General features: G+C 34.2%; 24 protein-coding genes. 11 read left to right on the forward strand and 13 right to left on the reverse strand.

Annotated elements, in window-relative coordinates:
• The 5 genes from HM984_RS06390 to HM984_RS06410 all read right to left on the reverse strand — a co-directional run bounded on the left by HM984_RS06390 (nucleotide 1) and on the right by HM984_RS06410 (nucleotide 3,487).
• Nucleotides 1–384, reverse strand: coding sequence for a hypothetical protein (locus tag HM984_RS06390; RefSeq protein WP_257018455.1), 384 nt, complete (start codon nucleotides 382–384; stop codon nucleotides 1–3).
• Nucleotides 385–410: 26 nt separating this feature from the next.
• Nucleotides 411–1,292: an N-acyl homoserine lactonase family protein gene (locus tag HM984_RS06395; RefSeq protein ID WP_179348559.1), complete on the reverse strand. Its 882-nt coding sequence runs from the start codon at nucleotides 1,290–1,292 to the stop codon at nucleotides 411–413.
• Nucleotides 1,293–1,315: 23 nt separating this feature from the next.
• A complete protein-coding gene (gene sufB / locus HM984_RS06400; protein WP_115808284.1) occupies nucleotides 1,316–2,764 on the reverse strand; it encodes a Fe-S cluster assembly protein SufB in 1,449 nt (482 codons plus the stop codon).
• A gap of 14 nt (nucleotides 2,765–2,778) precedes the next feature.
• Nucleotides 2,779–3,111, reverse strand: a complete 333-nt coding sequence (locus HM984_RS06405) for a HesB/IscA family protein (RefSeq protein ID WP_020897561.1) — start codon at nucleotides 3,109–3,111, stop codon at nucleotides 2,779–2,781.
• A 136-nt stretch (nucleotides 3,112–3,247) separates the two neighbouring features.
• On the reverse strand, nucleotides 3,248–3,487 hold the full coding sequence (locus HM984_RS06410) for a hypothetical protein (RefSeq protein ID WP_115808283.1): 240 nt from the start codon (nucleotides 3,485–3,487) through the stop codon (nucleotides 3,248–3,250).
• 286 nt (nucleotides 3,488–3,773) lie between these two features.
• On the opposite strand from HM984_RS06410, the gene thiL reads away from it, so the two are divergent.
• The gene (gene thiL, locus HM984_RS06415) at nucleotides 3,774–4,826 is read left to right on the forward strand and encodes a thiamine-phosphate kinase (protein ID WP_115808282.1); all 1,053 of its coding nucleotides are present in this window, start codon (nucleotides 3,774–3,776) and stop codon (nucleotides 4,824–4,826) included.
• Here thiL and HM984_RS06420 read toward each other — a convergent pair.
• From HM984_RS06420 to HM984_RS06430, 3 genes are all read right to left on the reverse strand, one after another.
• The gene (locus tag HM984_RS06420; RefSeq protein WP_115808281.1) at nucleotides 4,810–5,040 is read right to left on the reverse strand and encodes a DUF1660 family phage protein; all 231 of its coding nucleotides are present in this window, start codon (nucleotides 5,038–5,040) and stop codon (nucleotides 4,810–4,812) included. The two genes, thiL and HM984_RS06420, sit on opposite strands and share 17 nt — an antisense overlap.
• Nucleotides 5,041–5,121: 81 nt before the next feature.
• Entirely contained in the window at nucleotides 5,122–5,364 is a 243-nt protein-coding gene (locus tag HM984_RS06425) for a DUF1660 family phage protein (protein WP_115808280.1), read from the reverse strand.
• 78 nt (nucleotides 5,365–5,442) lie between these two features.
• Entirely contained in the window at nucleotides 5,443–6,219 is a 777-nt protein-coding gene (locus tag HM984_RS06430; RefSeq protein WP_179348560.1) for an alpha/beta fold hydrolase, read from the reverse strand.
• Nucleotides 6,220–6,312: 93 nt separating this feature from the next.
• On the opposite strand from HM984_RS06430, the gene HM984_RS06435 reads away from it, so the two are divergent.
• The 3 genes from HM984_RS06435 to HM984_RS06445 are packed head-to-tail and all read left to right on the forward strand — an operon-like array spanning nucleotide 6,313 to nucleotide 9,875.
• Complete coding sequence (locus HM984_RS06435; protein WP_179348561.1) at nucleotides 6,313–7,866, forward strand: serine hydrolase; 1,554 nt, start codon at nucleotides 6,313–6,315, stop codon at nucleotides 7,864–7,866.
• Nucleotides 7,867–9,171: a branched-chain amino acid transport system II carrier protein gene (locus tag HM984_RS06440; RefSeq protein WP_179348562.1), complete on the forward strand. Its 1,305-nt coding sequence runs from the start codon at nucleotides 7,867–7,869 to the stop codon at nucleotides 9,169–9,171.
• Entirely contained in the window at nucleotides 9,171–9,875 is a 705-nt protein-coding gene (locus tag HM984_RS06445; RefSeq protein WP_179348563.1) for a DNA adenine methylase, read from the forward strand. The genes HM984_RS06440 and HM984_RS06445 overlap by 1 nt, the downstream gene beginning before the upstream one ends.
• 67 nt (nucleotides 9,876–9,942) lie before the next feature.
• Here the strand turns inward: HM984_RS06445 and HM984_RS06450 are convergent, their stop codons facing one another.
• Nucleotides 9,943–10,866 carry an EamA family transporter gene (locus HM984_RS06450; protein WP_179348564.1) on the reverse strand — a complete coding sequence of 308 codons (924 nt, stop codon included), beginning with the start codon at nucleotides 10,864–10,866 and terminating at the stop codon, nucleotides 9,943–9,945.
• A gap of 92 nt (nucleotides 10,867–10,958) precedes the next feature.
• Nucleotides 10,959–12,251 (reverse strand): aminopeptidase P family protein, encoded by a 1,293-nt coding sequence (locus HM984_RS06455; protein ID WP_179348565.1) that lies wholly within the window; start codon nucleotides 12,249–12,251, stop codon nucleotides 10,959–10,961.
• A 399-nt stretch (nucleotides 12,252–12,650) separates the two neighbouring features.
• On the opposite strand from HM984_RS06455, the gene HM984_RS06460 reads away from it, so the two are divergent.
• From HM984_RS06460 to HM984_RS06475, 4 genes are all read left to right on the forward strand, one after another.
• Nucleotides 12,651–13,325, forward strand: coding sequence for a succinate dehydrogenase cytochrome b subunit (locus HM984_RS06460; protein WP_040757229.1), 675 nt, complete (start codon nucleotides 12,651–12,653; stop codon nucleotides 13,323–13,325).
• A 12-nt stretch (nucleotides 13,326–13,337) separates the two neighbouring features.
• Nucleotides 13,338–15,350 carry a fumarate reductase/succinate dehydrogenase flavoprotein subunit gene (locus HM984_RS06465; RefSeq protein ID WP_115808267.1) on the forward strand — a complete coding sequence of 671 codons (2,013 nt, stop codon included), beginning with the start codon at nucleotides 13,338–13,340 and terminating at the stop codon, nucleotides 15,348–15,350.
• Between the two features lie 10 nt (nucleotides 15,351–15,360).
• Nucleotides 15,361–16,107: a succinate dehydrogenase/fumarate reductase iron-sulfur subunit gene (locus tag HM984_RS06470; RefSeq protein WP_040757231.1), complete on the forward strand. Its 747-nt coding sequence runs from the start codon at nucleotides 15,361–15,363 to the stop codon at nucleotides 16,105–16,107.
• 100 nt (nucleotides 16,108–16,207) lie between these two features.
• Nucleotides 16,208–17,980: a MutS-related protein gene (locus HM984_RS06475; protein WP_179348566.1), complete on the forward strand. Its 1,773-nt coding sequence runs from the start codon at nucleotides 16,208–16,210 to the stop codon at nucleotides 17,978–17,980.
• 151 nt (nucleotides 17,981–18,131) lie between these two features.
• Here HM984_RS06475 and rpmA read toward each other — a convergent pair whose 3' ends face one another.
• A complete protein-coding gene (rpmA, locus tag HM984_RS06480; RefSeq protein ID WP_074936881.1) occupies nucleotides 18,132–18,392 on the reverse strand; it encodes a 50S ribosomal protein L27 in 261 nt (86 codons plus the stop codon).
• A 42-nt stretch (nucleotides 18,393–18,434) separates the two neighbouring features.
• The gene (gene rplU / locus HM984_RS06485) at nucleotides 18,435–19,088 is read right to left on the reverse strand and encodes a 50S ribosomal protein L21 (RefSeq protein ID WP_115808263.1); all 654 of its coding nucleotides are present in this window, start codon (nucleotides 19,086–19,088) and stop codon (nucleotides 18,435–18,437) included.
• Nucleotides 19,089–19,386: 298 nt separating this feature from the next.
• Here rplU and HM984_RS06490 point away from each other — a divergent pair, with 298 nt between their 5' ends.
• Entirely contained in the window at nucleotides 19,387–20,706 is a 1,320-nt protein-coding gene (locus tag HM984_RS06490) for a M16 family metallopeptidase (protein WP_179348567.1), read from the forward strand.
• 19 nt (nucleotides 20,707–20,725) lie between these two features.
• Nucleotides 20,726–22,804: an insulinase family protein gene (locus HM984_RS06495; RefSeq protein WP_179348568.1), complete on the forward strand. Its 2,079-nt coding sequence runs from the start codon at nucleotides 20,726–20,728 to the stop codon at nucleotides 22,802–22,804.
• Nucleotides 22,805–22,862: 58 nt separating this feature from the next.
• Here the strand turns inward: HM984_RS06495 and HM984_RS06500 are convergent, their stop codons facing one another.
• Nucleotides 22,863–23,774 carry a DMT family transporter gene (locus HM984_RS06500; RefSeq protein WP_179348569.1) on the reverse strand — a complete coding sequence of 304 codons (912 nt, stop codon included), beginning with the start codon at nucleotides 23,772–23,774 and terminating at the stop codon, nucleotides 22,863–22,865.
• Nucleotides 23,775–23,847: 73 nt separating this feature from the next.
• Between HM984_RS06500 and HM984_RS06505 the strand changes: the two genes are divergently transcribed.
• On the forward strand, nucleotides 23,848–24,363 hold the full coding sequence (locus HM984_RS06505; protein WP_115808257.1) for a cation transporter: 516 nt from the start codon (nucleotides 23,848–23,850) through the stop codon (nucleotides 24,361–24,363).
• The last annotated feature ends 18 nt before the right edge of the window (nucleotides 24,364–24,381 follow it).

Consider the following 24,381-nt stretch of genomic DNA (forward strand, 5'->3'; position numbering starts at 1 on the left):
TTAATTTGCTAATTTTATAACGTCTTCTTTATTTGGGTCTGGTGCTTCTACTTTTAAGATTTCTTTGATTTCTACTTTGTATTGCCAGCCTTCTTCGTCTTTGTTTTTTTCGAACTTTCTAACTCTTACGGTTACAGGAACCATATCTGTATCTTCTTTTTTAAATGCTTTTGTTTGCGCATCTAACTTGTGCATATTCTTATCAATTACAACACCGTAAATTTCTGTTGATGTTTGTAAAACTGCCGCATCTGCGAAATATACAAAGTCTCCTTTTAGTGTTATAAATCCATCATTTTGATCGAAGGATTTTGCACGATTTTCTTCAAGGTTAACCTCTTGTTTTGTTTCGTTTTTACAAGAAATAAATAGTGCAAGGCACATTAGTATTACGAGTGAGTTTCTTAACATTAGTCTAAATATTTTGGATATTTTGGTAATCGGTTAAAATCGTCGGCACTGTGCTGAATGTAAACATCGGCATTAGTTTCTTTTGCGAAAGCCTCAAAAAGGTCCATGCTTTTTAGGGTGGCATCTACATCGTAATTAAAACTTGGAACCCCCTTATTATCTCTATTTTCTTGAAAATGATATAAATCACCTGCTAATAATATATTGCCAGCGTTTTCTAATTTTAAGAATAACGCCTGATGTCCAGGAGTATGCCCTGGCATGGATTTAATTACTACCGTTCCATCACCAAAAACATCATATTCTCCATTAAGTTTTTTAACATTAGTTAAAGCGGCAATTGCGGCATAGTTATCACCTTGTTTTTGTTCTTCGCTCGTAATGAAATCGTATTCTGCGGTTTGGACTAACCAAGTAGCATCAGCAAATTTTGAAGCCGAACCAGAATGGTCAAAATGCGTATGTGACAAAGCAATAAAATCAAAATCCTCTGGTGTTAAATTCAACGCTTTAAGTTGAGAGACTACAGAATCCTTACGAGACACTGTAAATGCACCATCTGGTGTTGTAAATGGATCTTGACCAACCAAACCTTCAGCTAAACCAGCATCCCAAAGCATTCGACCTTTTGGATGTTCAATAATATAAAAAGCATCAGCAAAAGTTTTTGATTGTCCTTGGTAGGTTGTGTCTTGAGAAAAAATCTCTAGCATGTTCACTTGTACTGTTCCTCCGTCTAGTGCATATAATTTTACACCTCCCTTTTGAGTTGCTTCAGCTTCAGCTTTGGCATCATTATAACCGTCTTTAACTCCGTCTTTGAAGTCTTTACACGATACAAATGCTAAAGCTAAGGTTAATATGAATAGTGTTTTTTTCATGCTTGATAGCTATTTTTTAGATGTTATCCTACAGAACCTTCTAAGCTAATTTCTAATAATTTTTGAGCTTCCACAGCAAATTCCATTGGTAATTTATTGAGGACTTCTTTACTAAAACCATTTACAATTAGTGCAATTGCTTTTTCGGTATCAATACCTCTTTGGTTACAATAGAAAATTTGATCTTCACCAATTTTACTGGTCGTAGCTTCGTGCTCAATCATCGCAGTTTTGTTTTTAGCTTCTATGTAGGGGAAGGTATGTGCTCCACATTCATTTCCCATTAATAAACTATCACATTGCGAAAAGTTACGTGCATTATCTGCACGAGGACCAATCTGAACCAATCCACGATACGAGTTTTGTGATTTACCGGCTGAAATTCCTTTAGATATAATTGTTGACTTTGTGTTTTTACCTAAGTGAATCATTTTAGTACCAGTATCTGCTTGCTGATAATTATTAGTCACCGCAATAGAATAAAATTCTCCTACTGAATTATCACCTTTTAAGATACAAGATGGATATTTCCAAGTTACCGCAGAACCAGTTTCAACTTGTGTCCAAGAGATTTTTGCGTTTTTCTCACAAAGTCCTCTCTTAGTAACAAAATTGTAAACACCACCTTTTCCTTCTGCATTTCCAGGGTACCAGTTTTGTACAGTAGAATATTTTATTTCGGCGTCATCCATGGCGATTAGTTCTACAACCGCTGCATGTAATTGGTTTTCATCACGACTTGGTGCAGTACAACCTTCTAAATAAGAAACGTAACTGCCTTCGTCAGCAATAAGAAGTGTTCTTTCAAATTGACCTGTTCCACCTTGGTTTATTCTAAAATACGTTGATAATTCCATAGGACATTTAACGCCTTTTGGAATATAACAGAAAGAACCATCACTAAATACTGCTGAATTTAAAGCCGCATAAAAGTTGTCTTTTGTTGGGACAATGGTACCAATATACTTTCTTACAAGTTCTGGGTGCTCTTTTATAGCTTCAGAAATACTCATAAAAATGATACCTTTTTCAGATAATGTCTTTTTAAATGTTGTGGCAACAGAAACAGAATCAACAACGATGTCCATCGCAACATTATTCATTTTCTTTTGCTCATCTACTGAAATTCCTAGCTTTTTATACATAGCTAAAAGATCAGGATCTACATCGTCTAAGGTTTTGTTTGGATCTACAGAAACAGGTGCAGAATAATAAGCAATTGCCTGAAAGTCTGGTTTTTTGTAACGTACATTTGCCCATTCAGGCTCAGCCATTTCTTTCCAAATTTTAAAAGCGTCTAATCGCCATTCTGTCATCCATTCGGGCTCTTCTTTTTTCATTGAAATAGCGCGAACGATGTCTTCATTTAATCCAATAGGGAATGTTTCAGATTCTATATCTGTGAAAAAACCGTATTCGTATTCTTTGGTTTTTAATTCTTCTCTAAGATCGTCTTCTGTATATTTTGACATGTGTGTTTTATTTTTTATAGTGAAAAAGATTCACCGCAACCGCAAGTTCGGTTGGCATTTGGGTTGTTGAAAACGAAACCTGTTCCGTTTAAGCCTCCAGAATATTCGAGTGTAGTACCAATGAGGTAGAGAAAGCTCTTTTTGTCAACAATGATTTTAATATCATTAACTTCAAATACTTTATCATCTTCAGCAGCTTGTTCTTTGTCAAATTTTAAATCATATGACAAACCAGAACAGCCTCCGCTCTTAACACCAACTCTAACGTAGTCTGTGCTTGGGTCGTAACCATCATCAGTCATAAGTTCTATGACTTTCTTTTTTGCGTGATCAGATACTTTAATCATATCGTTTAACTAGATTTGTTCTAAATAGAATGCAAATATACGATATAACAAAGGTTTTACCATAGGTACTAACATTATATTAGCATATGGTTTGATAGGGTTTGGCTATTCAAGGTAAACCGAGAAGAATGTGTAATTATACAGCTACTTTTGTTTTAGGTATACGTCTAGTAAGACGGTATAATTCCCGTAATGTATCTGCGATTTGAGTGTTAGAAACGGTAATAGTTTCAAAATTTCCATGACGGTCCGTAACCACAACTGTATCGCAATGCGAACAGGTCATTTCAATGGTGTGATCAATATTCGTTTTAGATCGTTGATAGTTATGGCCAAAAATAGCACATGGTAATGCTTTAGTAGAGTTAGGTTTCATTTTTATTGACTTAGGGTAGAGCAATTTAGTAAACCATATCTAAATCATGTCAAAATGCCTACTTTTTCGATGAAATGCATATGGTTTTGATATTTTTAGAATAAAATATACCGTTTAACGGGAATTTTTAAAAAAGAAACGGTACAAATAATCGCATCGAAAAACCTGCGAACATGTGGATGAATATCATGATTTTATGTGGTTTTAGTTTTTGATTTGAATTAAATTAGGAATAAATAATTCTATTCATGCAACCTATTCAAAAAAAGCACAATATTTTTGCATTATGATAGAAGATAAAAACCCACAGCGTACTCCTTTGAGTGAATTAGGAGAGTTTAAATTGATTGAGCACTTAACCGATCATTTTAAAGTCACCCAAAAATCAACAGTAAAAGGTATTGGTGATGATGCTGCAGTACTAAGCTTTGGTAAAAAGCAAGTGGTTGTTTCTACGGATTTGTTGGTAGAAGGTGTGCACTTTGATTTGAGCTATGCTCCTTTAAAACATTTAGGTTATAAAGCTATCGTTGTTAATTTATCTGATATTTATGCGATGAATGCTATGGCGACACAAGTGACCGTTTCTATAGCGGTTTCTAATCGTTTTCCATTAGAAGCATTAGAAGAATTGTATGCTGGTATTACTATGGCAGCTAAATTTTACAATGTTGATGTGGTTGGGGGTGATACAACATCATCTACTTCTGGTTTAATTATTTCTGTAACTGCGATTGGGGAAGTTGAAAAGGGAACAGAGGTATTGCGATCAGGTGCAAAACCAAATGACTTATTAGTGATTACTGGTGACATTGGTGGAGCTTTTATGGGGTTGCAAGTGTTAGAACGCGAAAAAGAAGTGTTTAAAGTGAACCCAAATAACCAACCTGATTTATCAATGTATACCTACATTATAGAACGTCAGTTAAAACCTGAAGCTCGAAAAGATATTGTGGAATTATTGAAGGATTTAGATGTGAAACCAACGAGTATGATAGATGTTAGTGACGGAATTTCTTCTGAAATTATTCATTTATGTAAGCAAAGTAAAGTTGGCGTAGATCTTTATGAAGAGAAAATACCATTAGATCCTCAAGTGATTTCTACCTGTGAGGAATTTAATTTAGATAGCACTACAATTGCTTTAAATGGTGGTGAGGATTATGAATTGTTAATGACAATTTCTCAAGAGGATTTCCTAAAAATAAAAGGTAATCCAAATCTAACAGTTATTGGTTACATGACAGAAGAAGACAGAGGTATGCACTTAGTTACAAGAGCTGATGAGAAAATTCAGATTATAGCTAAAGGTTGGAATGCGCTTACAGATCAAGCATAAAAAGCTTTTGCCCTTTTTCTAGACGCTTGTTATGTACGCGATTTAATACGCGATTGATTTCTTTGAATTTTGGGGTTAAGGGAATAAATTTTCCATCGCCATCAATGGTCATTTCTGTTTTACAGTTTTTACACTTATATTCTTTAACATGATAAGTAACATTTTTGGACACTTTATAATCGTGACCAAACAATGAGCAATAAATGTTTTTCATTAACTAGTTTTCTTAGAGATATTATCACTTTTTATAGGGATTTAAATATAAGAAAATTAGTTACTTAGAAGTTATTAACAATTAACAAATCGATGAACTGAGTGTTTTTCGCTTTAAACGCATCGATTTATTGTTGTAAATGCGTTCTAAAGCAGAATTAATCTCCTGGTATTTAGCTGTTAATTCTGTAAGTTGACCATTGCTGTTCGTTGTCAGTTGTTTTTTACAGCATTTACAAGTGTATTCATTGACGTGATTAGTGACTTTTTTGGTAATCTGATAGTTGTGTCCAAATAAATCACAATAAAATTTGTTAGGTGTCATAATAGGTTGGTTTACAAATTATTTTTTAATCTCTCTGGTAAACTTAAAAAATAAAACAAAATAAAGCGTTTAAAGGGGTTATTTTTCGACAAAGAGTAAAATATTGTAAGATAATTCTGATTTGTTTTCGATGTAACTCATATGGCCTTCTGAAAATTCTATAAAATCAATGTCTGTGCCTCTTATGTTCTCGGTGATTTTTACTGTGTCAATTAAACTATCCTTTTTGCCAGCAATAATTATTTTTTTGCATTTTAAGTTTTTCAAAATATCAAAACGATCTGGTCTAAGTTTCATGCCTTCTTGGGCAGCAATATAACCTTGAAGTGGCGTCTTTAATGCTAATTGAAGTGCTTTTTGATAGGCAGCTTCATGTTTAACTTTACTTTCAGGCGCAAATAAATTAGCAAAAGACATTTTTACTAAAACCTCAAAATTTTGCTGTGCCATTTCAGAAGCACGTGTTCTAATTAACTTTCTAGCGTTATCATCAGCTTCATATGTAGAATTCATTAAGCATAGACCTTTAAACAATTCCGGTTTCTGTTCTGCTAAGGCTAAGGCTACGTAACCTCCCATGGAATGGCCAACGACATGCGCATTCTCAATATTTAAATGCTCTAAAACTGCTAAAACGGCTTCCGCCATAGCTTCCATGGTGTGCACATAGCCAATACAGTCTGTTTCGCCATGCCCCAATAAATCAATACAAATAACATTATTAGTTGTAGAAAACTCAGTGACTAAATCTTGCCACATCGCAACACTTTCGAGAAAACCGTGAAGTAATACAATAGGATTTCCTTCTCCTTCCGTCGTATAATGAATGCTGCTATTTTTGTAATTTAAAATCATGTTTGCAAATATAAATTTTGAAGGTATTACTGTCTACTATTCATTATAACATTTTAGTATCTTTGAAATCTTTCAAATTAAATTAAAAATCTAATGGGTTTAAAACGCTTTTTTTCAATAGTTCTTTTGAGTTCTGCTTTCTTGTTAAATGCTCAAATTAAAGAGCAGCAACTCGATAAACTCATCACAGAAACCTTAAGTACTTTTGATGTACCTGGTATTTCTGTTGGTGTTTATAAAGATGGAAAAGTCGTTTACGCTAAAGGTCATGGTGTGCGTTCGCTAACCAATAAAAAAGACATGAACAATGAAACATTAGTTGGGGTCGCGTCTAATAGTAAGGGATTTACGTGTTTTGCATTGGCGATGATGGTTGATGCTGGGAAGTTGAATTGGGATGATAAAGTGCGTAAGCATATTCCAGAATTTCAATTACACGATGCTTGGGTCACTGAAGAATTCACGGTTAGAGATTTGGTGACACATCGCAGTGGAATGGGATTGGGTGCAGGAGATTTAATGTTTTTTCCTGAAGGCAGTGATTTTACAGTGAACGACATTATTAATAATGTAAAATATTTAGAACCTGAAAGTTCATTTAGAAGCAAATTTGCATATAATAACAATATGTTCATCATAGCGGGTGAAGTTTTAAAACGTACGAGTGGTTTGTCTTGGGAAGACTTTATTGAAACCAAGATTATGAAACCAGTTGGGATGACAAATAGTAAAGCATCTTATAATCGTGTTTCAGATAAATCGAATATTATTGATGCGCATACGATGGCAGAAGGAAAGGTAATTCAGATTCCACACGATTGGAGTGAAACAGCTAATCCTGCAGGAGGAATTGTGAGTAATGTTCCGGATATGTTAACTTGGGCTCAATTTTTAATGAACGATGCGGTTACCCAAAATGGTGAACGTTTATTAAGTGCTAAACAATTTCATGAACTTTGGCAATTGCAAACTCCTTTAAATGTATCTCCAAATGATTCATACGATTCTAATTTTAAAGGCTACGGATTAGGTTGGTTTGTTGCCGATGTTAAAGGTGGTTTTAAACAAGTGTATCATACAGGTGGTTTGTTGGGAACCGTAACACAGTTTACTATGATCCCAGATTTAGATTTAGGCATTGTGGTGTTAACAAATCAAATGAATGGTTCTGCTTTTAATACCATCACAAATACAATTAAAGATGCTTATCTCGGTTATGAAAGTCGAAATTGGTTAGAGAAGTACGGCAAATCTAATGCCGATAATATTATTTATAACGACAGTATAAAAGCTGCAGTGTATTCAAAAGTTGAAAAGGCAAAAACACTTAAATCAATACCGAAACCAAAACAAATTATCGGGACTTATACAGACGATTGGTTTGGTGATGTGATGATTTCTCACGATTCAAAAAAGGGATATACCATAAAGAGTGAGCGTTCATCAAGATTGTTTGGTGAATTGTTGCCATTTAATGCGACTACCTTTGTGGCGAAATGGAACGATAGAAGTTATGATGCAGATGTTTACGTGAAATTTACCTTTAACGAAAAAGGAGAAGCGGTTTCAGCGACCATGAACTATATTGCGCCAATTACTGATTTTAGTTTCGATTTTGGTGATTTAGAACTTAAGAAAACGAACTAGGTGGATATAAAACGCAAAGAACTTTTAATTACCAGTTTTGCATTGTTCTCATTATTTTTTGGAGCGGGTAATTTACTGCTACCACCTTTATTGGGGTATAACTCTGGTGACGATTGGATTTGGGTAACTATTGGTTTTATGATTACCGCTGTGGTAATTCCTATCCTTGGGATTCTCGCGCATGCCAGACTTCAAGGGACGTTATTCGATTTTGGTAAAAAAGTATCTCCAACCTTTAGTTTAATTTATTGTATTTTAATCTATGTTATTGCGGTGGCTATTCCGTCTCCAAGAACAGCTGCGGCAACGCATGAAATTGCAATCTTTCCAGCTTTTGGAACTTCACCTTTATTAACGAGCTTTATTTATTTTTCGCTTGTGTTGGTTTTTGTGCTTAATCGCTCAAAAATATTAAGTCTTATCGGAAAATATTTAACGCCGTTTATTGTCATCATGCTTTTGGCAGTCATTAGTATTGGTTTATTTTCTTCTGAATTTAGTACAGGGATTTCTCAATTTGAAACCCCAATTGCGGTGGGAATTCTAGAAGGTTATCAAACTTTTGATGCTATTGGAGCGGTGGTTGTTGGAGCTGTAATTATTATTTCTTTGAATTTTAAAAACATGGCTGTTGAGGCGTACAGTTCTAAGCGGACGTTGATACGTAAATCAGGTTTTATAGCAGGTTTGGGTTTATTTGTTATTTATGCCGGTTTAATTTCTGTGGGAGCTTATTATAGTTCTGAAATTAATATTAATGCAGATTTAAGTAGTGATATGCAACGTGCCAATTTATTACGAGATATCAGTATCTCGGCGTTAGGTGAATTTGGAAATACCGTTTTGAGTGTTCTAATTTCATTAGCTTGTTTTACAACGGCCATTGGTATTGTGGCTGGTACGGCAGATTATTTTAAAGGCTTGTTAAACGATTCTCAAACGGTTTATGTTATTACAGCTGTTTTAGCAAGTGTTCTAGGAGTTGCTATGGGTCAGTTAGATTTTAATTCCATTATAGTTGTTGCGATTCCAGTATTATTATTTATCTATCCTATTACGATTGTACTTATTTTATTGAATGTATTTCCAGAAAAAATAGCAACGCCATTAGTGTTTAGAATGGTGATTCTTGTGACGTTTCTTTTTAGTATTCCAGATGTTGTTGGTTTTATTAATCCGACTGAAGATTTAGCAATGGTTACCAATTATATTCCGTTTTCTAGTCAAAGTTTAGGCTGGGTGTTACCCGCTTTTTTAGTCTTTGTGATTTCGTCTTTTGTGCAACAAAAAATGACAAGCAGATAATGAAGTACATGGGAAGCAAGGCGCGTTTTGCCAAAGATTTACTGCCAATTATTCTGAAAGACAGAAAAGAAAACCAAGCTTATCTTGAGCCTTTTGCAGGTGGTATGAATATGATCGACAAGGTTGATGGTGTTAGGATTGCCAACGATCAGCACCAAGAACTTATGGAGATGTGGCAAGCTTTGGTCAATGAAAATTGGGATCCACCGCAATTGGTTACTGAAAAAGATTACAAGCATATCAAATATAACCAAGAGCAATACCCAAAACATGTCGTGGGTTATGTTGGGTTTAATTCTTTCGGTGGAAAATGGTTTGCGGGTTACAGACGCGATAAGGAAGGTAAACGCGATTATTGGGGAGAACACTATCGTAATATTACGAAGCAAGTCCCAAACTTAGAAGGCGTAATTCTATCTTGTAAATCGTATAACGAATTAGAAATTCCAAAACAAAGTATCATCTATTGCGATCCTCCTTATGCTTCTACAACGAAGTATCGAGACGGTTTTGATCATGAGAAATTCTGGGAATGGTGCAGGCAACAAAGCAAAGCGGGTCACCAAGTGTTTATAAGTGAGTATAAAGCGCCAGAAGATTTTAAATGTGTTTGGGAAAAACCTGCGAAAACAACATTTTCTTGGCACGCTGAGAACTTAGCTCCTAAAGTGGCTTTGGAGCGCTTGTTTATTTTTGAAGGTTAATCCGTATTAGAAAGTTGACGTTTTGTAATGAAACAAGGTCAATCATTATGCATTTAGTTCTAGTCGCTTAAATTTCTTTTTTGAAGCGTTTAAAAAGCGTAATGGTCTTTTTGGTGTTAATAAAATACACTCCTGTAAGTAAAACAGCTGCGGCAATTATAGATTGCGCCGAAAAGGTTTCATCTAAAAAATACCATCCTAAAATTAAAGCTACAATAGGGTTTACATACGTTGAGGTCGCTACTTTTTCTGGAGACACCTTGCTCAATAAGTAGTTAAACGCCGTAAAAGCAACAATGCTTCCAAAAATAATAAGCATTCCCATAGAGTTGATGATTTCGGTATTCCAACTAGAAAAAGGGAGTCGTTCTTCGCCAACAATAAGGCTACCGATTAATAATAGGGCACCTCCAAATAACATTTGGTAGCCTGTATTCACAAAAAAGTTTGAAGGTAAGTCGGCTTTTGAAACAAAAAGACTACAATAGGCCCAACTTAGCATGCATATAAAAATCATAATCATTCCGGTAACCATGCCTTCTTGTCCAATCATTTCACGTTGACTCACTAACAAATAAATACCGATACAGCCAATTACAACACCTAATATAGACATAGGTTGAATCTTTTTACCTTCTAAAATTCGCAATAGAATTAATACAACTAAAGGTTGCGCCGAAATTTCTAAAGCAGCAAAACCGCTATCAACAGACTTTAATGCCCAAACGACTAAACCATTTCCAATCGTTAAAAACAAAAAACCGGCAATTGCTGTATTTCGTAGTTGTCGCTTTGTGATCTTTAAAGGAATTTTTAAAAATTTGGCAATAGTAAAAATCAAGATACTTGCTGTGATAAATCGGATAGAAGCAGCGTATAATGGAGCTAATTGACTAACTAAAATTTTATTCAACAGATACGTGGAGCCCCAAATAACATAAATCGAAAAAAATGCTAGTAGTATATAAAGACGTTCTTTAGTCAATTTCATGTCCTATAATTTAGAGATTAGCGGTAATCAAAAAAACTTGCAAGCTACATAATGAACTTACAAGTTTTTTAATATTTAAGGATATTTTAAAACTAAGAATTCATGATATCCTCAATCTCTTCAACTTCAATAGGAATATTGCGCATTAAATTAAATGGTTCTCCTTTTTCTTGTACGACGACATCATCCTCTAAGCGAATACCAAAACCTTCATCAGGAATGTAAATTCCGGGTTCAACAGTAAAGACCATATTAGCTTTCATTGGTTCGGTTAAAATCCCATAATCATGCGTGTCTAATCCCATATGATGAGATGTGCCGTGCATAAAATACTTTTTGTAAGCAGGCCAATCTTTGTTTTCGTTTTGAACGTCTGCTTTGTCTAATAAACCTAAGCCTAAAAGTTCTGATGTCATTAGTTTTCCTACTTCAACATGGTATTGTTCCCATAATGTACCAGGAACAAGCATTTTTGTAGCGTCATTTTTCACACGATTTACAGCATTATAAACGTCTTTTTGTCTGTCATTAAATTTTCCTGAAACCGGAATGGTACGCGTCATATCACTAGCATAATTAGCGTATTCTGCGCCAGCATCAATCAATATTAAATCACCAGCCTTACATTGTTGGTTGTTTTCAATATAATGCAAAACGTTAGCGTTGTTTCCTGAACCAACAATTGGTGTGTAAGAAAAGCCTTTAGAACGGTTATTAAGGAACTCGTGCATAAACTCAGCTTCTAAGTTATATTCATAAACGCCAGGCTTTGTAAATTTTAAAACACGTCTAAATCCTTTTTCGGTAATGTTACAGGCTTGTTGAATTAAATCTAATTCTATTTGATCTTTTACAGAACGTAAACGTTGCAAAATTGGATTGCTTTTAGCAACACTATGTGCAGGATATTTGTCTAATAGCCATTTTGTAAAGCGGTCTTCGCGTGTTTCTGTTTCTACATTGGCTCTGTAATGTTCGTTGGTGTTAATGTAAACGGTGTCGCATTGTGTCATTAATTCAAATAACACCTTTTCCATGTCTTTTAACCAATACACAGTTTTTATTCCAGAGGTTCCAAAGGCTTTTTCTTTAGTAAGTTTTTCGCCTTCCCAAACAGCAATGTGTTCATTCGTTTCTTTTAAGAAGAGAATCTCACGATGCTTTTCCTTAGGGCAATCTGGAAATAATACCAATATGCTTTCTTCTTGGTCCACACCACTTAAATAAAATATATCTCTGTGTTGCGCAAAAGGAAGCGTGCTATCTGCACTTATAGGATAAATATCGTTAGAATTAAAAACAGCTAAACTACTTGACTTCATTTGAGCCATAAAGTTTTTACGGTTTTTTATAAATAGTTGCTTATCTATTAAATCGTATTTCATGAGAGTAAAATTTTAAATGTTATCACACTGAGTGCAGTCGAAATAAATTCTATGTATGCGTGTGAAATGTTGTGATTTCAGTTCAATATCAAAAGTAGTGAAACTAATACTGTAGGCAAAAGTCAGAAGCTAGAATCTGTTAGAAATTAAGAGATATTTATGAAGTTTCAGTTTGAAATACTAATTTTGAAATATTAAAAGCGTAACCTTTAAGTAAGAACTCTAAAAATTTTATCGGTTATAGATTTTTTGTGCAGACTATTAACGATCTATTTTAAAGATTAAATCGTCATGTAACTAGATTAAATTCATTCTAAATAAATTAATAATAACAATGCGTAGTTGGGAAAACGTTAATTGCGCAGTATCTTTGTTAGACTAAATAAATCAAAATATACAATGAGCGGAATTCTAAATTCGTCGATTGGAAGAAAATTTGCCATGGCACTTTCGGCTTTCTTCCTAATGATTTTCTTATTACAACACTTTGCAATTAATCTATTATCTGTTTTCAGTGCAGATACTTTTAATGAAGTATCACACTTTATGGGAACGTTTTGGGTCATTCAATATCTGATGCAACCTGTATTAATTTTTGGTGTTATTTTCCATTTTGTAATGGGATTTGTACTTGAGATAAAAAACAATAAAGCAAGAAATATTTCTTATGCTAAAAATAATGGTGCTGCAAATTCTACTTGGATGAGTAGAAATATGATTTGGAGTGGAGCTGCAATTTTAGCTTTTATGGGACTTCATTTCTACGATTTTTGGTTTCCAGAAATAAACACCAAATATATTGTTGGTGATATGTCTGGGCAACTTGCTAACGGAGAATTTAGATACTTCGAAGAGCTTCAACACAAGTTTGTAGACCTTTGGAGAGTTGTACTTTATGTAATTGCTTTTGTTTTCTTAGCATTACATTTATTACACGGATTTAGCTCAGCCTTTCAGTCGGTTGGTGCAAATAATAAATACACAAAAGGATTAAAGGGATTTGGAAAAGCATATGCAATTATTATTCCATTAGGATTTATATTTATTGCATTATTTCATCACCTTAATCATTAAAACATATCTAATATGGCTTTAGATTCAAAAGTACCAAAGGGTTCAATTAAAGATAAATGGACCGATTATAAAAATCACATCGATTTAGTAAATCCTGCCAACAAACGTCATATTGATGTTATTGTTGTTGGAACAGGATTAGCTGGTGGTTCTGCTGCTGCAACATTAGCCGAGTTAGGCTATAATGTAAAAGCATTTGCTTACCAAGATTCACCTCGTAGAGCGCACTCGATTGCAGCTCAAGGTGGTATTAATGCAGCAAAAAATTACCAAGGTGATGGTGATTCTACTTATAGATTATTTTACGATACCGTTAAAGGTGGTGATTACCGCTCTCGTGAAGCTAACGTTTATCGTTTAGCTGAGGTGTCTGCTAATATCATTGACCAATGTGTGGCTCAAGGTGTTCCTTTTGCACGTGATTATGGTGGGTTATTAGACAACCGTTCATTTGGTGGTGTTTTAGTTTCTAGAACATTTTACGCTAAAGGACAAACAGGACAACAGTTATTATTAGGAGCATATTCAGCAATGAATAGACAAATTGCTCGTGGTAAGATCGAAATGTTTAACCGTCATGAGATGCTAGACGTTGTTATTGTAGACGGAAAAGCACGTGGTATTATTGCTCGTAATTTAATTACTGGTGAAATAGAAAGACATTCGGCACATGCTGTTGTTGTTGGTTCTGGTGGATACGGAAATGTATATTTCTTATCAACAAACGCTATGGGATCTAACGCAACTGCAGCTTGGAAAATTCATAAAAAAGGAGCGTATTTCGCAAATCCTTGTTATACACAAATTCACCCAACATGTATTCCTCGTTCGGGAGATTACCAATCGAAACTGACTTTAATGTCAGAATCATTGCGTAATGATGGTCGTATTTGGGTTCCTAAAAATATGGAAGATGTAATGGCAATTAGAGAAGGTCGTAAAAAACCAACTGATTTGTCAGAAGATGAACGCGATTATTACTTAGAAAGACGTTATCCTGCATTTGGTAACTTAGTACCTCGTGATGTCGCATCACGTGCAGCAAAAGAACGTTGTGATGCTGGTTATGGTGTTAATGCAACTGGTGAAGCTGTATATTTAGATTTTGCTTCTGCTTTTGAACGTTACGGAAGAGAGCAAGCTAAAATTCATAATATCACAAATCCTTCAGACGAAAAAATTTACGAATTAGGTCAAGCGATCGTAGAAGCGAAATATGGTAACTTATTTCAGATGTATGAAAAGATTATAGATCAAAATCCATACAAAACACCGATGATGATTTATCCTGCAGTACACTATACAATGGGTGGTGTTTGGGTAGATTACAACTTAATGACTACGATTCCTGGTTGTTATTGTATTGGTGAAGCTAATTTCTCTGATCATGGTGCAAACAGACTTGGAGCTTCTGCCTTAATGCAAGGTTTAGCGGATGGTTATTTTGTATTACCATATACTATAGGTGATTATTTATCTGATGATATTCGTACTGGGAAAATTCCAACGGATACTAAAGAATTTGATGAAGCAGAAAAAGAAGTAAGCGATAGAATTAACTTCTTCGTAAATAATAAGGGTACTAAATCTGTTGATTATTTCCATAAGAAATTAGGGAAAGTAATGTGGGACAAGGCAGGGATGTCTAGAAACGCAGAAGGTTTAATAGAGGCTATGGCAGAAATTAAAGCCATAAGAGAAGAATTCTGGAAAGATGTTTCTGTACCAGGAACAGCAGATGAAATGAATCCTGAGCTTGAAAAAGCTGGGCGTGTTGCAGATTTCTTAGAACTAGGAGAATTGTTTGCAAAAGATGCTTTAATGAGAGAAGAATCTTGTGGTGGACACTTTAGAGAAGAATCTGCAGAATTAGATGGTCCTCAAAAAGGAGAAGCGAAGCGTAATGATGAAGACTTTGCCTTTGTTGCTGCTTGGGAATATAAAGGAGAACCAGCTAATGCTGTATTACATAAAGAAGAATTAGAATTTAAAGATATTGAACTAAAACAACGTTCATACAAATAAGAAAGACGATATGAATTTAACACTTAAAATTTGGAGACAAAAAGACTCAAAAGCTAAGGGTCAAATGGTCGATTACAAAGTTACTGATATTTCAGAACACATGTCTTTCTTAGAAATGATGGATGTTTTGAATGAGCAATTAGTAAACTCTGGTGAAGAGCCTGTAGCATTTGATCATGATTGTCGTGAAGGAATTTGCGGTATGTGTTCTATGTACATTAATGGTGAAGCACACGGACCAGATAGAGGTGTAACAACATGCCAGTTACACATGCGTATGTTTAATGATGGTGATACAATTACTATTGAGCCATTTAGAGCAGCAGCGTTTCCTGTAATTAAAGATTTAGTTGTAGACAGAATGGCTTTTGAGCGTATTCAACAAGCAGGTGGTTATATTTCTGTAAACACTTCTGGTAACACGCAAGATGCTAACAGTATTCCTATTTCTAAGCATGCAGCAGATGAAGCTATGGATGCTGCAACTTGTATAGGTTGTGGTGCTTGTGTAGCGAGTTGTAAAAACTCTTCAGCCATGTTATTTGTTGGTGCCAAAGTATCGCAATATGCGTTATTACCACAAGGACAAGTTGAAGCCGTAGATCGTGTTAAAAACATGGTTGCGCAGATGGATTTAGAAGGTTTTGGTAACTGTACAAATACAGGTGCTTGTGAAGTAGAATGTCCTAAAGGTATTTCCTTAGAAAATATTGCACGTATGAATCGTGAGTATTTATCTGCGACTTTAAAAGGTTAACAAATTCCTGCGAAAGCAGAAATCTTATTATACAAAATCCCAAGCCTAATCATGACTTGGGATTTTTACTTTTCTTATATTTCAATTTTATTATAGACTTATGCAAAACCCAGCATCTTTTTACAAAGAGCAATTAGAATTAAATCAGGTAGCTTCTAAACGTATATTTAAACAGCTAAGCTTATATAGTTTACTTAGACTTGCCATTTTTGTGCTTTCAGGAATTGGAATTTATTTCACTTATGAGAATTGGAAAATTGCCGCAGGAATTGCTGTTTTAGGTATCTCTAGTTTTCTTTTTTTACTAGCGCGCTACACAGATTTAAAATCGAAGCGAAATCTACACAAACGATTAATTGCGATTAATGAAGAGGAATTAAAAATAGAAAAAGGTGATTTTCATGATCGTCTAGAGGGTTCAGATTTTCAGGATCCTAAACATTTTTTTAGTCTAGATATCGATTTATTTGGGAAAGGATCTTTCTTTCAATTTATGAATAGAACAGCACTTAAAGAAGGAGCTCAGAAATTAAGTGCCAATTTGCTTTCTAACGCTATTACCAACATTAAAGAACGACAAGACGCTATAAAAGAATTGGCAGATTTACCACAATGGCGACAAAACTATGTGGCTGTAGCGCAAGGTGTGGAAATAGAACACTCAGCAGCATCTATTATTACGTGGTTAAAAGATTACAAACCCTTTTTAGGTAAGACACAGTATGCAATAACTATAGGTTTTGGTATCGTATCGTTGGTAATCTTAGGATTGGGGGTTTTGGAAATTATTCCAATTTCGACTATTGGATATTGGTTATTATTTGGTCTAGGAATATCTGGAATATATTGGAAAAAGACCGATATACTAGCACATCATACAGGAAGAGCGAAAGATACGTTTAGGCAATATGCATTGCTTTTAGAAGCTATTGAAACGACAGAATTTAACTCTGAACTATTACAAGAGAAACAAAAATTGATCAGGTCCGAAGACCAGAAAGCATCCGAAATATTCTCAAAGTTTTCAAAAGCACTGGATGCTCTAGATAACAGAAATAATCTTATTTCATTGGTTTTAGGCAATGGTTATCTATTGCTAGATATTAGAAACAGTTATAACGTTGAAAAATGGATTTCTAAATACGGCCATAAAGTAGATGATTGGTTTGAGGTGGTTACCTTCTTTGATGCGTTTAATAGCTTCGGAAATTATGCATTTAATCATCAAAAATTTACCTATCCAGAAATAACGGATGAACCCGTTACGATTTTAGCAGAAGGTTTAGGGCATCCATTGTTAAATGCTGATAAGCGTGTTGACAGTGATTTAGAATTAAAAGAAGAACAATTTTTTATTGTTACAGGAGCTAACATGGCTGGTAAAAGTACGTTTTTAAGAACCGTTGCGCTTCATATCGTCATGGCTAATGTTGGATTGCCTATTTGTGCTAGACAAAGTAAATACAAGCCTATTAAGTTAATTACAAGTATGCGTACAACGGATTCGTTAACGGATGATAGCTCGTACTTCTTTAGTGAGCTTACTAGATTGAAATTTGTGGTAGATACGATTGAAAATGATAAAAACTACTTCGTCATTTTAGATGAAATTCTAAAAGGAACCAACAGTACAGACAAAGCGATTGGCTCCCGAAAATTTGTTGAGAAACTAGTAAAACAACATGCCACAGGAATCATAGCAACACACGACTTAAGTCTTACTGAAATTGAAACCGAGTTAGAAGCCGTAAAAAACTATTACTTCGATGCCGAAATCATAAACGACGAACTCTTTTTCGATTATAAATTAAAACAAGGTGTTTGTCAAAATATGAATGCCAGTTTCCTGCTAAAAAAGATGGAGATTATATAAGAATACGTCATTCTGAGCGAAGCGAAGTGTTTTTATTCAATATATAATAAGGATGTCACTATGAGATTCTTCGCTTTGCTTAGAATGATAGAAACAAAAAACCCTTTCTAAAAATAGAAAGGGTTTTAATATTTGATAAGAAATTTATTTCTTAAGCTTCAAAAGCTTCGATAGAAACGTAAGACTTGTTGTCTTTTTTCTTAGTAAATTTTACTAGGCCGTCAACTTTAGCATGTAAAGTATGATCTTTTCCTTGGTAAACGTTTTCACCTGGATGGTGCGTGTTTCCACGTTGTCTTATGATAATGTTACCAGCAATAGCAGCTTGTCCACCAAATATCTTAACGCCTAAACGTTTTGATTCTGATTCTCTACCATTCTTCGAACTACCAACTCCTTTTTTATGAGCCATGATCTTAAGGTTTTATTTTGTTAATATTAATGCAATTGAAAATTACTTTTCAATTCCACCGTCTAATCTGTCTTGTAATTCTTGTAACTCGTCCCACTTACCATCTGCAGCTAATTTAGCTTGCTTTGGCCAAGTATCAGTAACGATGTGTGCTAATCTTGAGCTAGCTTCAGTAAGCACAGTGCTTAATTCTTCTGGCTTAGCAGCAGCGATTTTTTCGAAAGTTTCGAAACCTGCGTTTACCAATGCTTCAGCAGCTTTTGGTCCTGCACCTTCAATTTTCTTTAAATCGTCAGCTTTACCAGTTGCTTTTTTAGGAGCAGCTTTTTCAGCTTTCGGTTCTGCTTTTTTAGCTTCTTTCTTTGGAGCAGCTTTTTTAGCTCCAGAAGCAGTAATACCTTCAATTACGATTTCAGTTAAAGATTGTCTGTGTCCGTTTTTTACACGGTAACCTTTACGTCTTTTCTTTTTGAAGACGATTACTTTGTCACCTTTAAGGTGTCTTAAGACTTTTGCACCTACTAGTGCTCCATCTATAGCTGGGGCGCCTAAAGTAATATTGTTACCATCAGCAATTAAAAGAACGTTGTCGAAATCTACTTTCTTACCTTCTTCTGTTGCTAAACGGTTAACAAAAACTCTTTGGTCTTTTTCAACTTTGAATTGATGCCCTGCTATCTCTACAATTGCGTACATAGCGTAACGTTTTTATTAATTTGTTTATTAAAAAATGAGCTTTCCTCTCAGAAAGCGGATGCAAATATACTTCTAAATTATTAATAGGCAAGCGTTTTAAAGGTTTTAGAGCTGTTTTTACTTTAAATAATTGATAGTTTAGGTATATTCATTAAAATTACCATCTGTATAAGGGATAGTTTTTACGTTATATTATGTTAAAAGTTAAATCATTGTTTATTTTTGTAAGACTTCTTGTAACAATATGCATTTAGTAGAGACAAACAGTTAAACAATTTAAATTTTAAACAAGACTACAATGAAAAACTACTTACTGGCTTTGGCTTCTTTGTTGTTTGTTAGCCATCAGGCAATAGCACAAAAAGTTGAATTTGAGGAATTTGATTTAGACAACGGATTACACGTTATTATGCACCAAGATAATACGGCGCCAGTTGTTATTACATCTGTAATGTATGATGTAGGAGGAAAAGATGGAGATAGAGAACGAACAGGATTTGCACACTTCTTTGAGCACCTTTTATTTGAAGGTTCTGAAAATATTGGTCGTGGGGAATTTATGAAAATTATACCTGCAAATGGAGGTACATTTAATGCTAATACGTCTCAAGACAGAACGTACTATTATGAAATCTTCCCTTCTAATAAATTAGAGTTAGGATTATGGTTAGAGTCGGAGCGTATGTTACATCCTGTTATTGACCAAGTTGGTGTAGATACACAGAACGAAGTTGTAAAAGAAGAAAAACGTCAGAGTTACGATAATAGACCTTATGGAAGTCTTCTAAAGACTATAGGTGAGAATCTTTTTGAAGTTCACCCTTACAAGGATGAAAATATTGGTAAATTAGAACATTTAGATGCTGCTACTTTAGAAGAGTTCAATGCGTATTTCGATAAATATTACGTGCCAAACAATGCTGTATTGGTTGTCGCAGGTGATATTGATTATGCTAAAACTAAAAAATTAGTACAAGATTATTTTAGTGCTGTTAAAAAAGGTCCAGACGTAGTTCGTAATTTCCCAAAAGAAACACCAATTACTGTAACCAAAAAAGCAACTGCTTTTGATAAGAATATTCAAATCCCGGCAATTATAGCGGCATACAGACTTCCTGGTCAATCTACTAAAGATGCTTATGTGTTAGATATGATTTCTAGTTATTTAAGTGGAGGAAAGAGTTCTGTACTTTACAAAAAATTAATCGACGATCAAAAACAAGCTTTAACAGTACAGGCGGTTAATATTGGTCAAGTAGATTATAACATTTTTGCTTTATTCGCTTTACCACTAGGAGAGGTTAGTTTAGATACATTATTGGCTGAGATCGATGAGGAAATTGTAAAACTTCAAGATGAATTAATTAGTGAGCGTGATTATCAAAAACTTTTAAATCAGTTTGAAAATGATTTCGTAAGCTCAAATTCTAGTGTTGCAGGTATTGCAGGTTCTTTAGCAACATACTACTTATTATATGGTGATGTAAATATCATTAACAATCAGTTAGACACTTATAGATCTATTACTAGAGAAGACATTCAGGCAGCGGCTAAAAAATATTTAAGCCCTAACCAACGAGTAGAAATTGAATATCTACCAAAAAAAGAAGATCAATAATATGAAAACAGCAATTAACATGAACAATAAAATAGTAGCCTTTTTCGCATTATTTATAATGACTATTGGCGCCAGTGCACAAATAGATAGATCTCAGCCACCTGTGGCGGGTCCAGAACCAGAAATCTCAATTGATAAGCCAGAAGAGTTTACATTAAAGAATGGTTTAAAGGTACTTGTGGTAGAAAACCATAAATTACCAAGAGTATCTTACTCTTTAAGAATCGATAATGCTCCTGTGGCAACAGGGAAAAAAGCAGGTATTGAAAGCTTAATCGGAAGTATGTTAGGTAATGGAACGACAACTATTTCTAAAGATGACTTTAACGAAGAAATTGATTTCTTAGGAGCAAGTTTAAACTTTGGAATTAGTGGCGGTTTTGCAAGTTCATTAACGAAGTATTCTGATAGAGTTTTAGAATTAATGGCAGATGCAGCTATCAATCCATTATTAACAGAAGAAGAGTTTGATAAAGAAAAAACAAAATTACTTGAAGGTTTAAAAGCAGATGCTAAAAGTGCAGATGCTATTTCTGGGAGAGTTGGTTTGGCTTTATCTTATGGAACAAATCACCCTTATGGAGAATTTGTAACTGAAGAGACTATCAAAAATGTAACTTTTGGAGATGCTGTTGCGTTCTATGAAAAGTACTTTAACCCAAATCATGCTTACTTAGTTGTGATTGGTGACGTAAAATATAAAGACGTTAAAAAGCAAATTCAAAAATATTTTAAAAATTGGTCACAGTCTGTAGCTGTTAACAGTACAGTACCAAAACCAAGCGCTAACGTACAGTACACACAAATTAACTTTGTTGATGTACCAGATGCTACACAATCTAATCTTTCTATTACAAATAATGTTAATTTAAAGATGAATGATGAAGATTATCATATCGCTTTAATTACCAACAACATCTTAGGTGGTGGTGGTGAAGGTTATTTATTTAAAAATCTTAGAGAAGATAAAGGATATACATATGGTGCTTATTCTAGTTTAGGAACAGACAGATATGGCGCATCTCGTTTTAATGCAACTGCTAAAGTTAGAAATGCAGTAACTGATAGTGCTGTTATTGAAGCTTTAAAAGAAATTAAAAGAATTAGAACAGAACCAGTTGATGCTCAGCTTTTAAAAGATGCTAAAGCAAAATATGTAGGTAACTTTGTAATGGCTTTAGAGCGTCCGCAAACTATTGCAAATTATGCGTTAAATATTAAGTTAAATGATTTGCCTGAAGATTTTTACACTACATATTTACAAAAAATAAATGATGTAACGGTAGAAGATATTCAACGTGTGGCCAACAAATATTTTAAAGAAGATAACTTAAGAATTATTGTTGTAGGTAATGGTGCTGAAGTTTTAGAGAATTTAGAAAAAACAGGAATTCCAATCAAGTACTTTGATAAATATGCAAATGCAACTGAAAAGCCTGTGTTTTCTAAGCCATTACCAGCAGGTTTAACTGCTGATGCTGTTATCAATAATTATATTACTGCAATTGGTGGTGAAGCGAACTTAAGTAAGATTAATACAATTTTAGTGAATTCTGATGTAACTATTCAAGGAGCACCATTTAAGCCAAAAGCGACAGTTAAGCAAATGGCACCAAACAAATCTTATATGGAAATTGTTGTAGAAGGTATGGGTGCTGTAATGCAACAAAGTTTTAACGGTGAGAGTGGCTATATGGTTCAACAAGGGCAAAAAACTGTTATGGACGATAAAATGCTATCAGTTAAGAAAGCTGAAAAAGGATTGTTTCCAGAATTGTATCTTGATGCTTCTAGCTTAGAATTAGAAAGTATCATGACTATTGATGGTGCAGATGTTTATAAGGTTAAAGTAACAAATGGAGATGTTGCATCTTATAGATATTACGATACTAAAACTAACTATTTGGTAAGAACAGAAGAGTCTGCAGAGATGGGAGGACAAACAATGACAACGATTACTGATTATTCTAACTATAAAGAAGTAGACGGTGTGAAGTTTCCTAACACTATGAAAATAGCAACAGGACCTCAAGTTTTATCTTTTGAGACTACAGAAGTTAAAATTAACGAAGGAGTATCAGATGCGGATTTTAACTAATCACATTTAAATATTAATATAAAAACCGAAGCTTTCGCTTCGGTTTTTTTTATGGGTATTATTTTGGTTTAGACTGTGGTTTATGAGATAAATAGACACCAATCAAAATAAGTATTGACGCTAAACCTTGTATATAACTTAAATTCTCGCCATCTAAAACTCCCCAAATTAAAGCGACAATAGGCATAATGTAAGTTACAGAAGACGCAAAAACTGGAGTAGACATTTGTACCAATTTAAAATATAATATTTTGGCGAGTGCAGTACCAAAAACAGATAGTATAGCAACATAAACTAAGGCGTCTAATAACTTTGGATTAGAGAGCGTTTCTGCCGTAAAGAAGTCACTAAATAGTAATACAATTAGTGCCGGAATAACAATGAAGGCATAATTGCCAGCAGCAATAGCCAATGGTTTTACATCTTGTAAATAGCGTTTTATAATATTGACGTTTGCGGCATACATTACTGTTGATGCAATTACGAAGCCTGCATATAAATAATTTTGATTAGGGTTTAATTCAGATCCTTTTAAAATTAAAATTGCCGTACCAATAAAGCCGATAATGACGCCAAAAACTTGGAGCTTGGTTGATGTGATTCTAAAAACGGCAAAGCCTAATAAAATCGTGTTTAATGGCACTAATGAGTTTAATATTGATACTACAGCACTATCAATTTCTGTTTCTGCAATGGCAAAAAAGAATGCTGGAATAAATGAACCTAAAAGCCCCGAAATTAACAACCATTTCCATTTAGATTTTGGAATTGTTTTTAGTGTATTAAAACCAAAAGCCAAAAGAAGTAGTCCTGTTATAATAGTTCTAAGCGCTCCGAGCTGATAAGCTGTAAGTCCTAAAAGCGATTTCTTAATAAGTATAAACGAGCTTCCCCATATAATGGATAGTATTATAAGGTATATCCATTTCAAATTAGGGGTTTTCGTACAAAAACGCTGTAATTGAGTCATAAAATTCGTTAATTGTTTCGCAAGGAACGTCAATATTTGTTAGTTTTAACCAAAATATTAATACTTTAAATCAATGAAGATATTTAAGACAATAAGTATAGTAGCAATTGTGGCTTTGGTTTTTACCTCTTGTAAAAATGAATCAGAACCAGAAGTAAAAACTGTAGATGTAGAAGTTGCTAAAAAAGACGTTGCTAAAACTCTAGATCCTAATGCAACGTATGCTAAAGTAGAGTTTGGAATAGACGGAATGACTTGTGCTATGGGTTGTGCTAAAACTATTGAAAAGAAGATGGCGAAAATGGAAGGTGTAAAATCTGCAAAAGTTGATTTTGATGCGCGTTTAGCTATGGTAGAGTATGATGAGGCTAAAGTAACGCCTAAATCTTTAGAAGAAGCAGTTGGTAAAGTGTCGGATACCTATAAGGTTAAAGATATGCATGCTGTAGATGATTTTGGCGCTGATAAGAAAGTTTGTAAAGCAGACTGTAAAGAGGCTTGTTGTGCTAATAAAACAGAGGGCGAAAAAACTGCTTGTAAAGCAGATTGTAAAAAAGAATGTTGTAGTAAAGAGAAAGTAACTGAATAAATTCAGATAACATAAAAT

The organism is Winogradskyella pacifica (genome assembly GCF_013403915.1).
In the GTDB taxonomy this organism is placed as follows: Bacteria; Bacteroidota; Bacteroidia; order Flavobacteriales; family Flavobacteriaceae; genus Winogradskyella; species Winogradskyella pacifica.

Excerpts from the sequence above, each read along its gene's own strand:
- HM984_RS06445 (WP_179348563.1), top strand. The coding sequence starts at position 9,171 with ATGAAGTACATGGGAAGCAAGGCGCGTTTTGCCAAAGATTTACTGCCA.
- HM984_RS06470 (WP_040757231.1), top strand. The coding sequence starts at position 15,361 with ATGAATTTAACACTTAAAATTTGGAGACAAAAAGACTCAAAAGCTAAG.
- HM984_RS06495 (WP_179348568.1), top strand. The coding sequence starts at position 20,726 with ATGAACAATAAAATAGTAGCCTTTTTCGCATTATTTATAATGACTATT.
- thiL (WP_115808282.1), top strand. The coding sequence starts at position 3,774 with ATGATAGAAGATAAAAACCCACAGCGTACTCCTTTGAGTGAATTAGGA.
- HM984_RS06460 (WP_040757229.1), top strand. The coding sequence starts at position 12,651 with ATGAGCGGAATTCTAAATTCGTCGATTGGAAGAAAATTTGCCATGGCA.
- HM984_RS06405 (WP_020897561.1), bottom strand. The coding sequence starts at position 3,111 with ATGATTAAAGTATCTGATCACGCAAAAAAGAAAGTCATAGAACTTATG.
- HM984_RS06435 (WP_179348561.1), top strand. The coding sequence starts at position 6,313 with ATGGGTTTAAAACGCTTTTTTTCAATAGTTCTTTTGAGTTCTGCTTTC.
- HM984_RS06490 (WP_179348567.1), top strand. The coding sequence starts at position 19,387 with ATGAAAAACTACTTACTGGCTTTGGCTTCTTTGTTGTTTGTTAGCCAT.
- HM984_RS06505 (WP_115808257.1), top strand. The coding sequence starts at position 23,848 with ATGAAGATATTTAAGACAATAAGTATAGTAGCAATTGTGGCTTTGGTT.
- HM984_RS06395 (WP_179348559.1), bottom strand. The coding sequence starts at position 1,292 with ATGAAAAAAACACTATTCATATTAACCTTAGCTTTAGCATTTGTATCG.
- rplU (WP_115808263.1), bottom strand. The coding sequence starts at position 19,088 with ATGTACGCAATTGTAGAGATAGCAGGGCATCAATTCAAAGTTGAAAAA.
- HM984_RS06500 (WP_179348569.1), bottom strand. The coding sequence starts at position 23,774 with ATGACTCAATTACAGCGTTTTTGTACGAAAACCCCTAATTTGAAATGG.
- sufB (WP_115808284.1), bottom strand. The coding sequence starts at position 2,764 with ATGTCAAAATATACAGAAGACGATCTTAGAGAAGAATTAAAAACCAAA.
- HM984_RS06425 (WP_115808280.1), bottom strand. The coding sequence starts at position 5,364 with ATGACACCTAACAAATTTTATTGTGATTTATTTGGACACAACTATCAG.
- HM984_RS06455 (WP_179348565.1), bottom strand. The coding sequence starts at position 12,251 with ATGAAATACGATTTAATAGATAAGCAACTATTTATAAAAAACCGTAAA.
- HM984_RS06410 (WP_115808283.1), bottom strand. The coding sequence starts at position 3,487 with ATGAAACCTAACTCTACTAAAGCATTACCATGTGCTATTTTTGGCCAT.
- HM984_RS06390 (WP_257018455.1), bottom strand. The coding sequence starts at position 384 with ATGTGCCTTGCACTATTTATTTCTTGTAAAAACGAAACAAAACAAGAG.
- HM984_RS06465 (WP_115808267.1), top strand. The coding sequence starts at position 13,338 with ATGGCTTTAGATTCAAAAGTACCAAAGGGTTCAATTAAAGATAAATGG.
- HM984_RS06450 (WP_179348564.1), bottom strand. The coding sequence starts at position 10,866 with ATGAAATTGACTAAAGAACGTCTTTATATACTACTAGCATTTTTTTCG.
- HM984_RS06420 (WP_115808281.1), bottom strand. The coding sequence starts at position 5,040 with ATGAAAAACATTTATTGCTCATTGTTTGGTCACGATTATAAAGTGTCC.
- HM984_RS06430 (WP_179348560.1), bottom strand. The coding sequence starts at position 6,219 with ATGATTTTAAATTACAAAAATAGCAGCATTCATTATACGACGGAAGGA.
- rpmA (WP_074936881.1), bottom strand. The coding sequence starts at position 18,392 with ATGGCTCATAAAAAAGGAGTTGGTAGTTCGAAGAATGGTAGAGAATCA.
- HM984_RS06475 (WP_179348566.1), top strand. The coding sequence starts at position 16,208 with ATGCAAAACCCAGCATCTTTTTACAAAGAGCAATTAGAATTAAATCAG.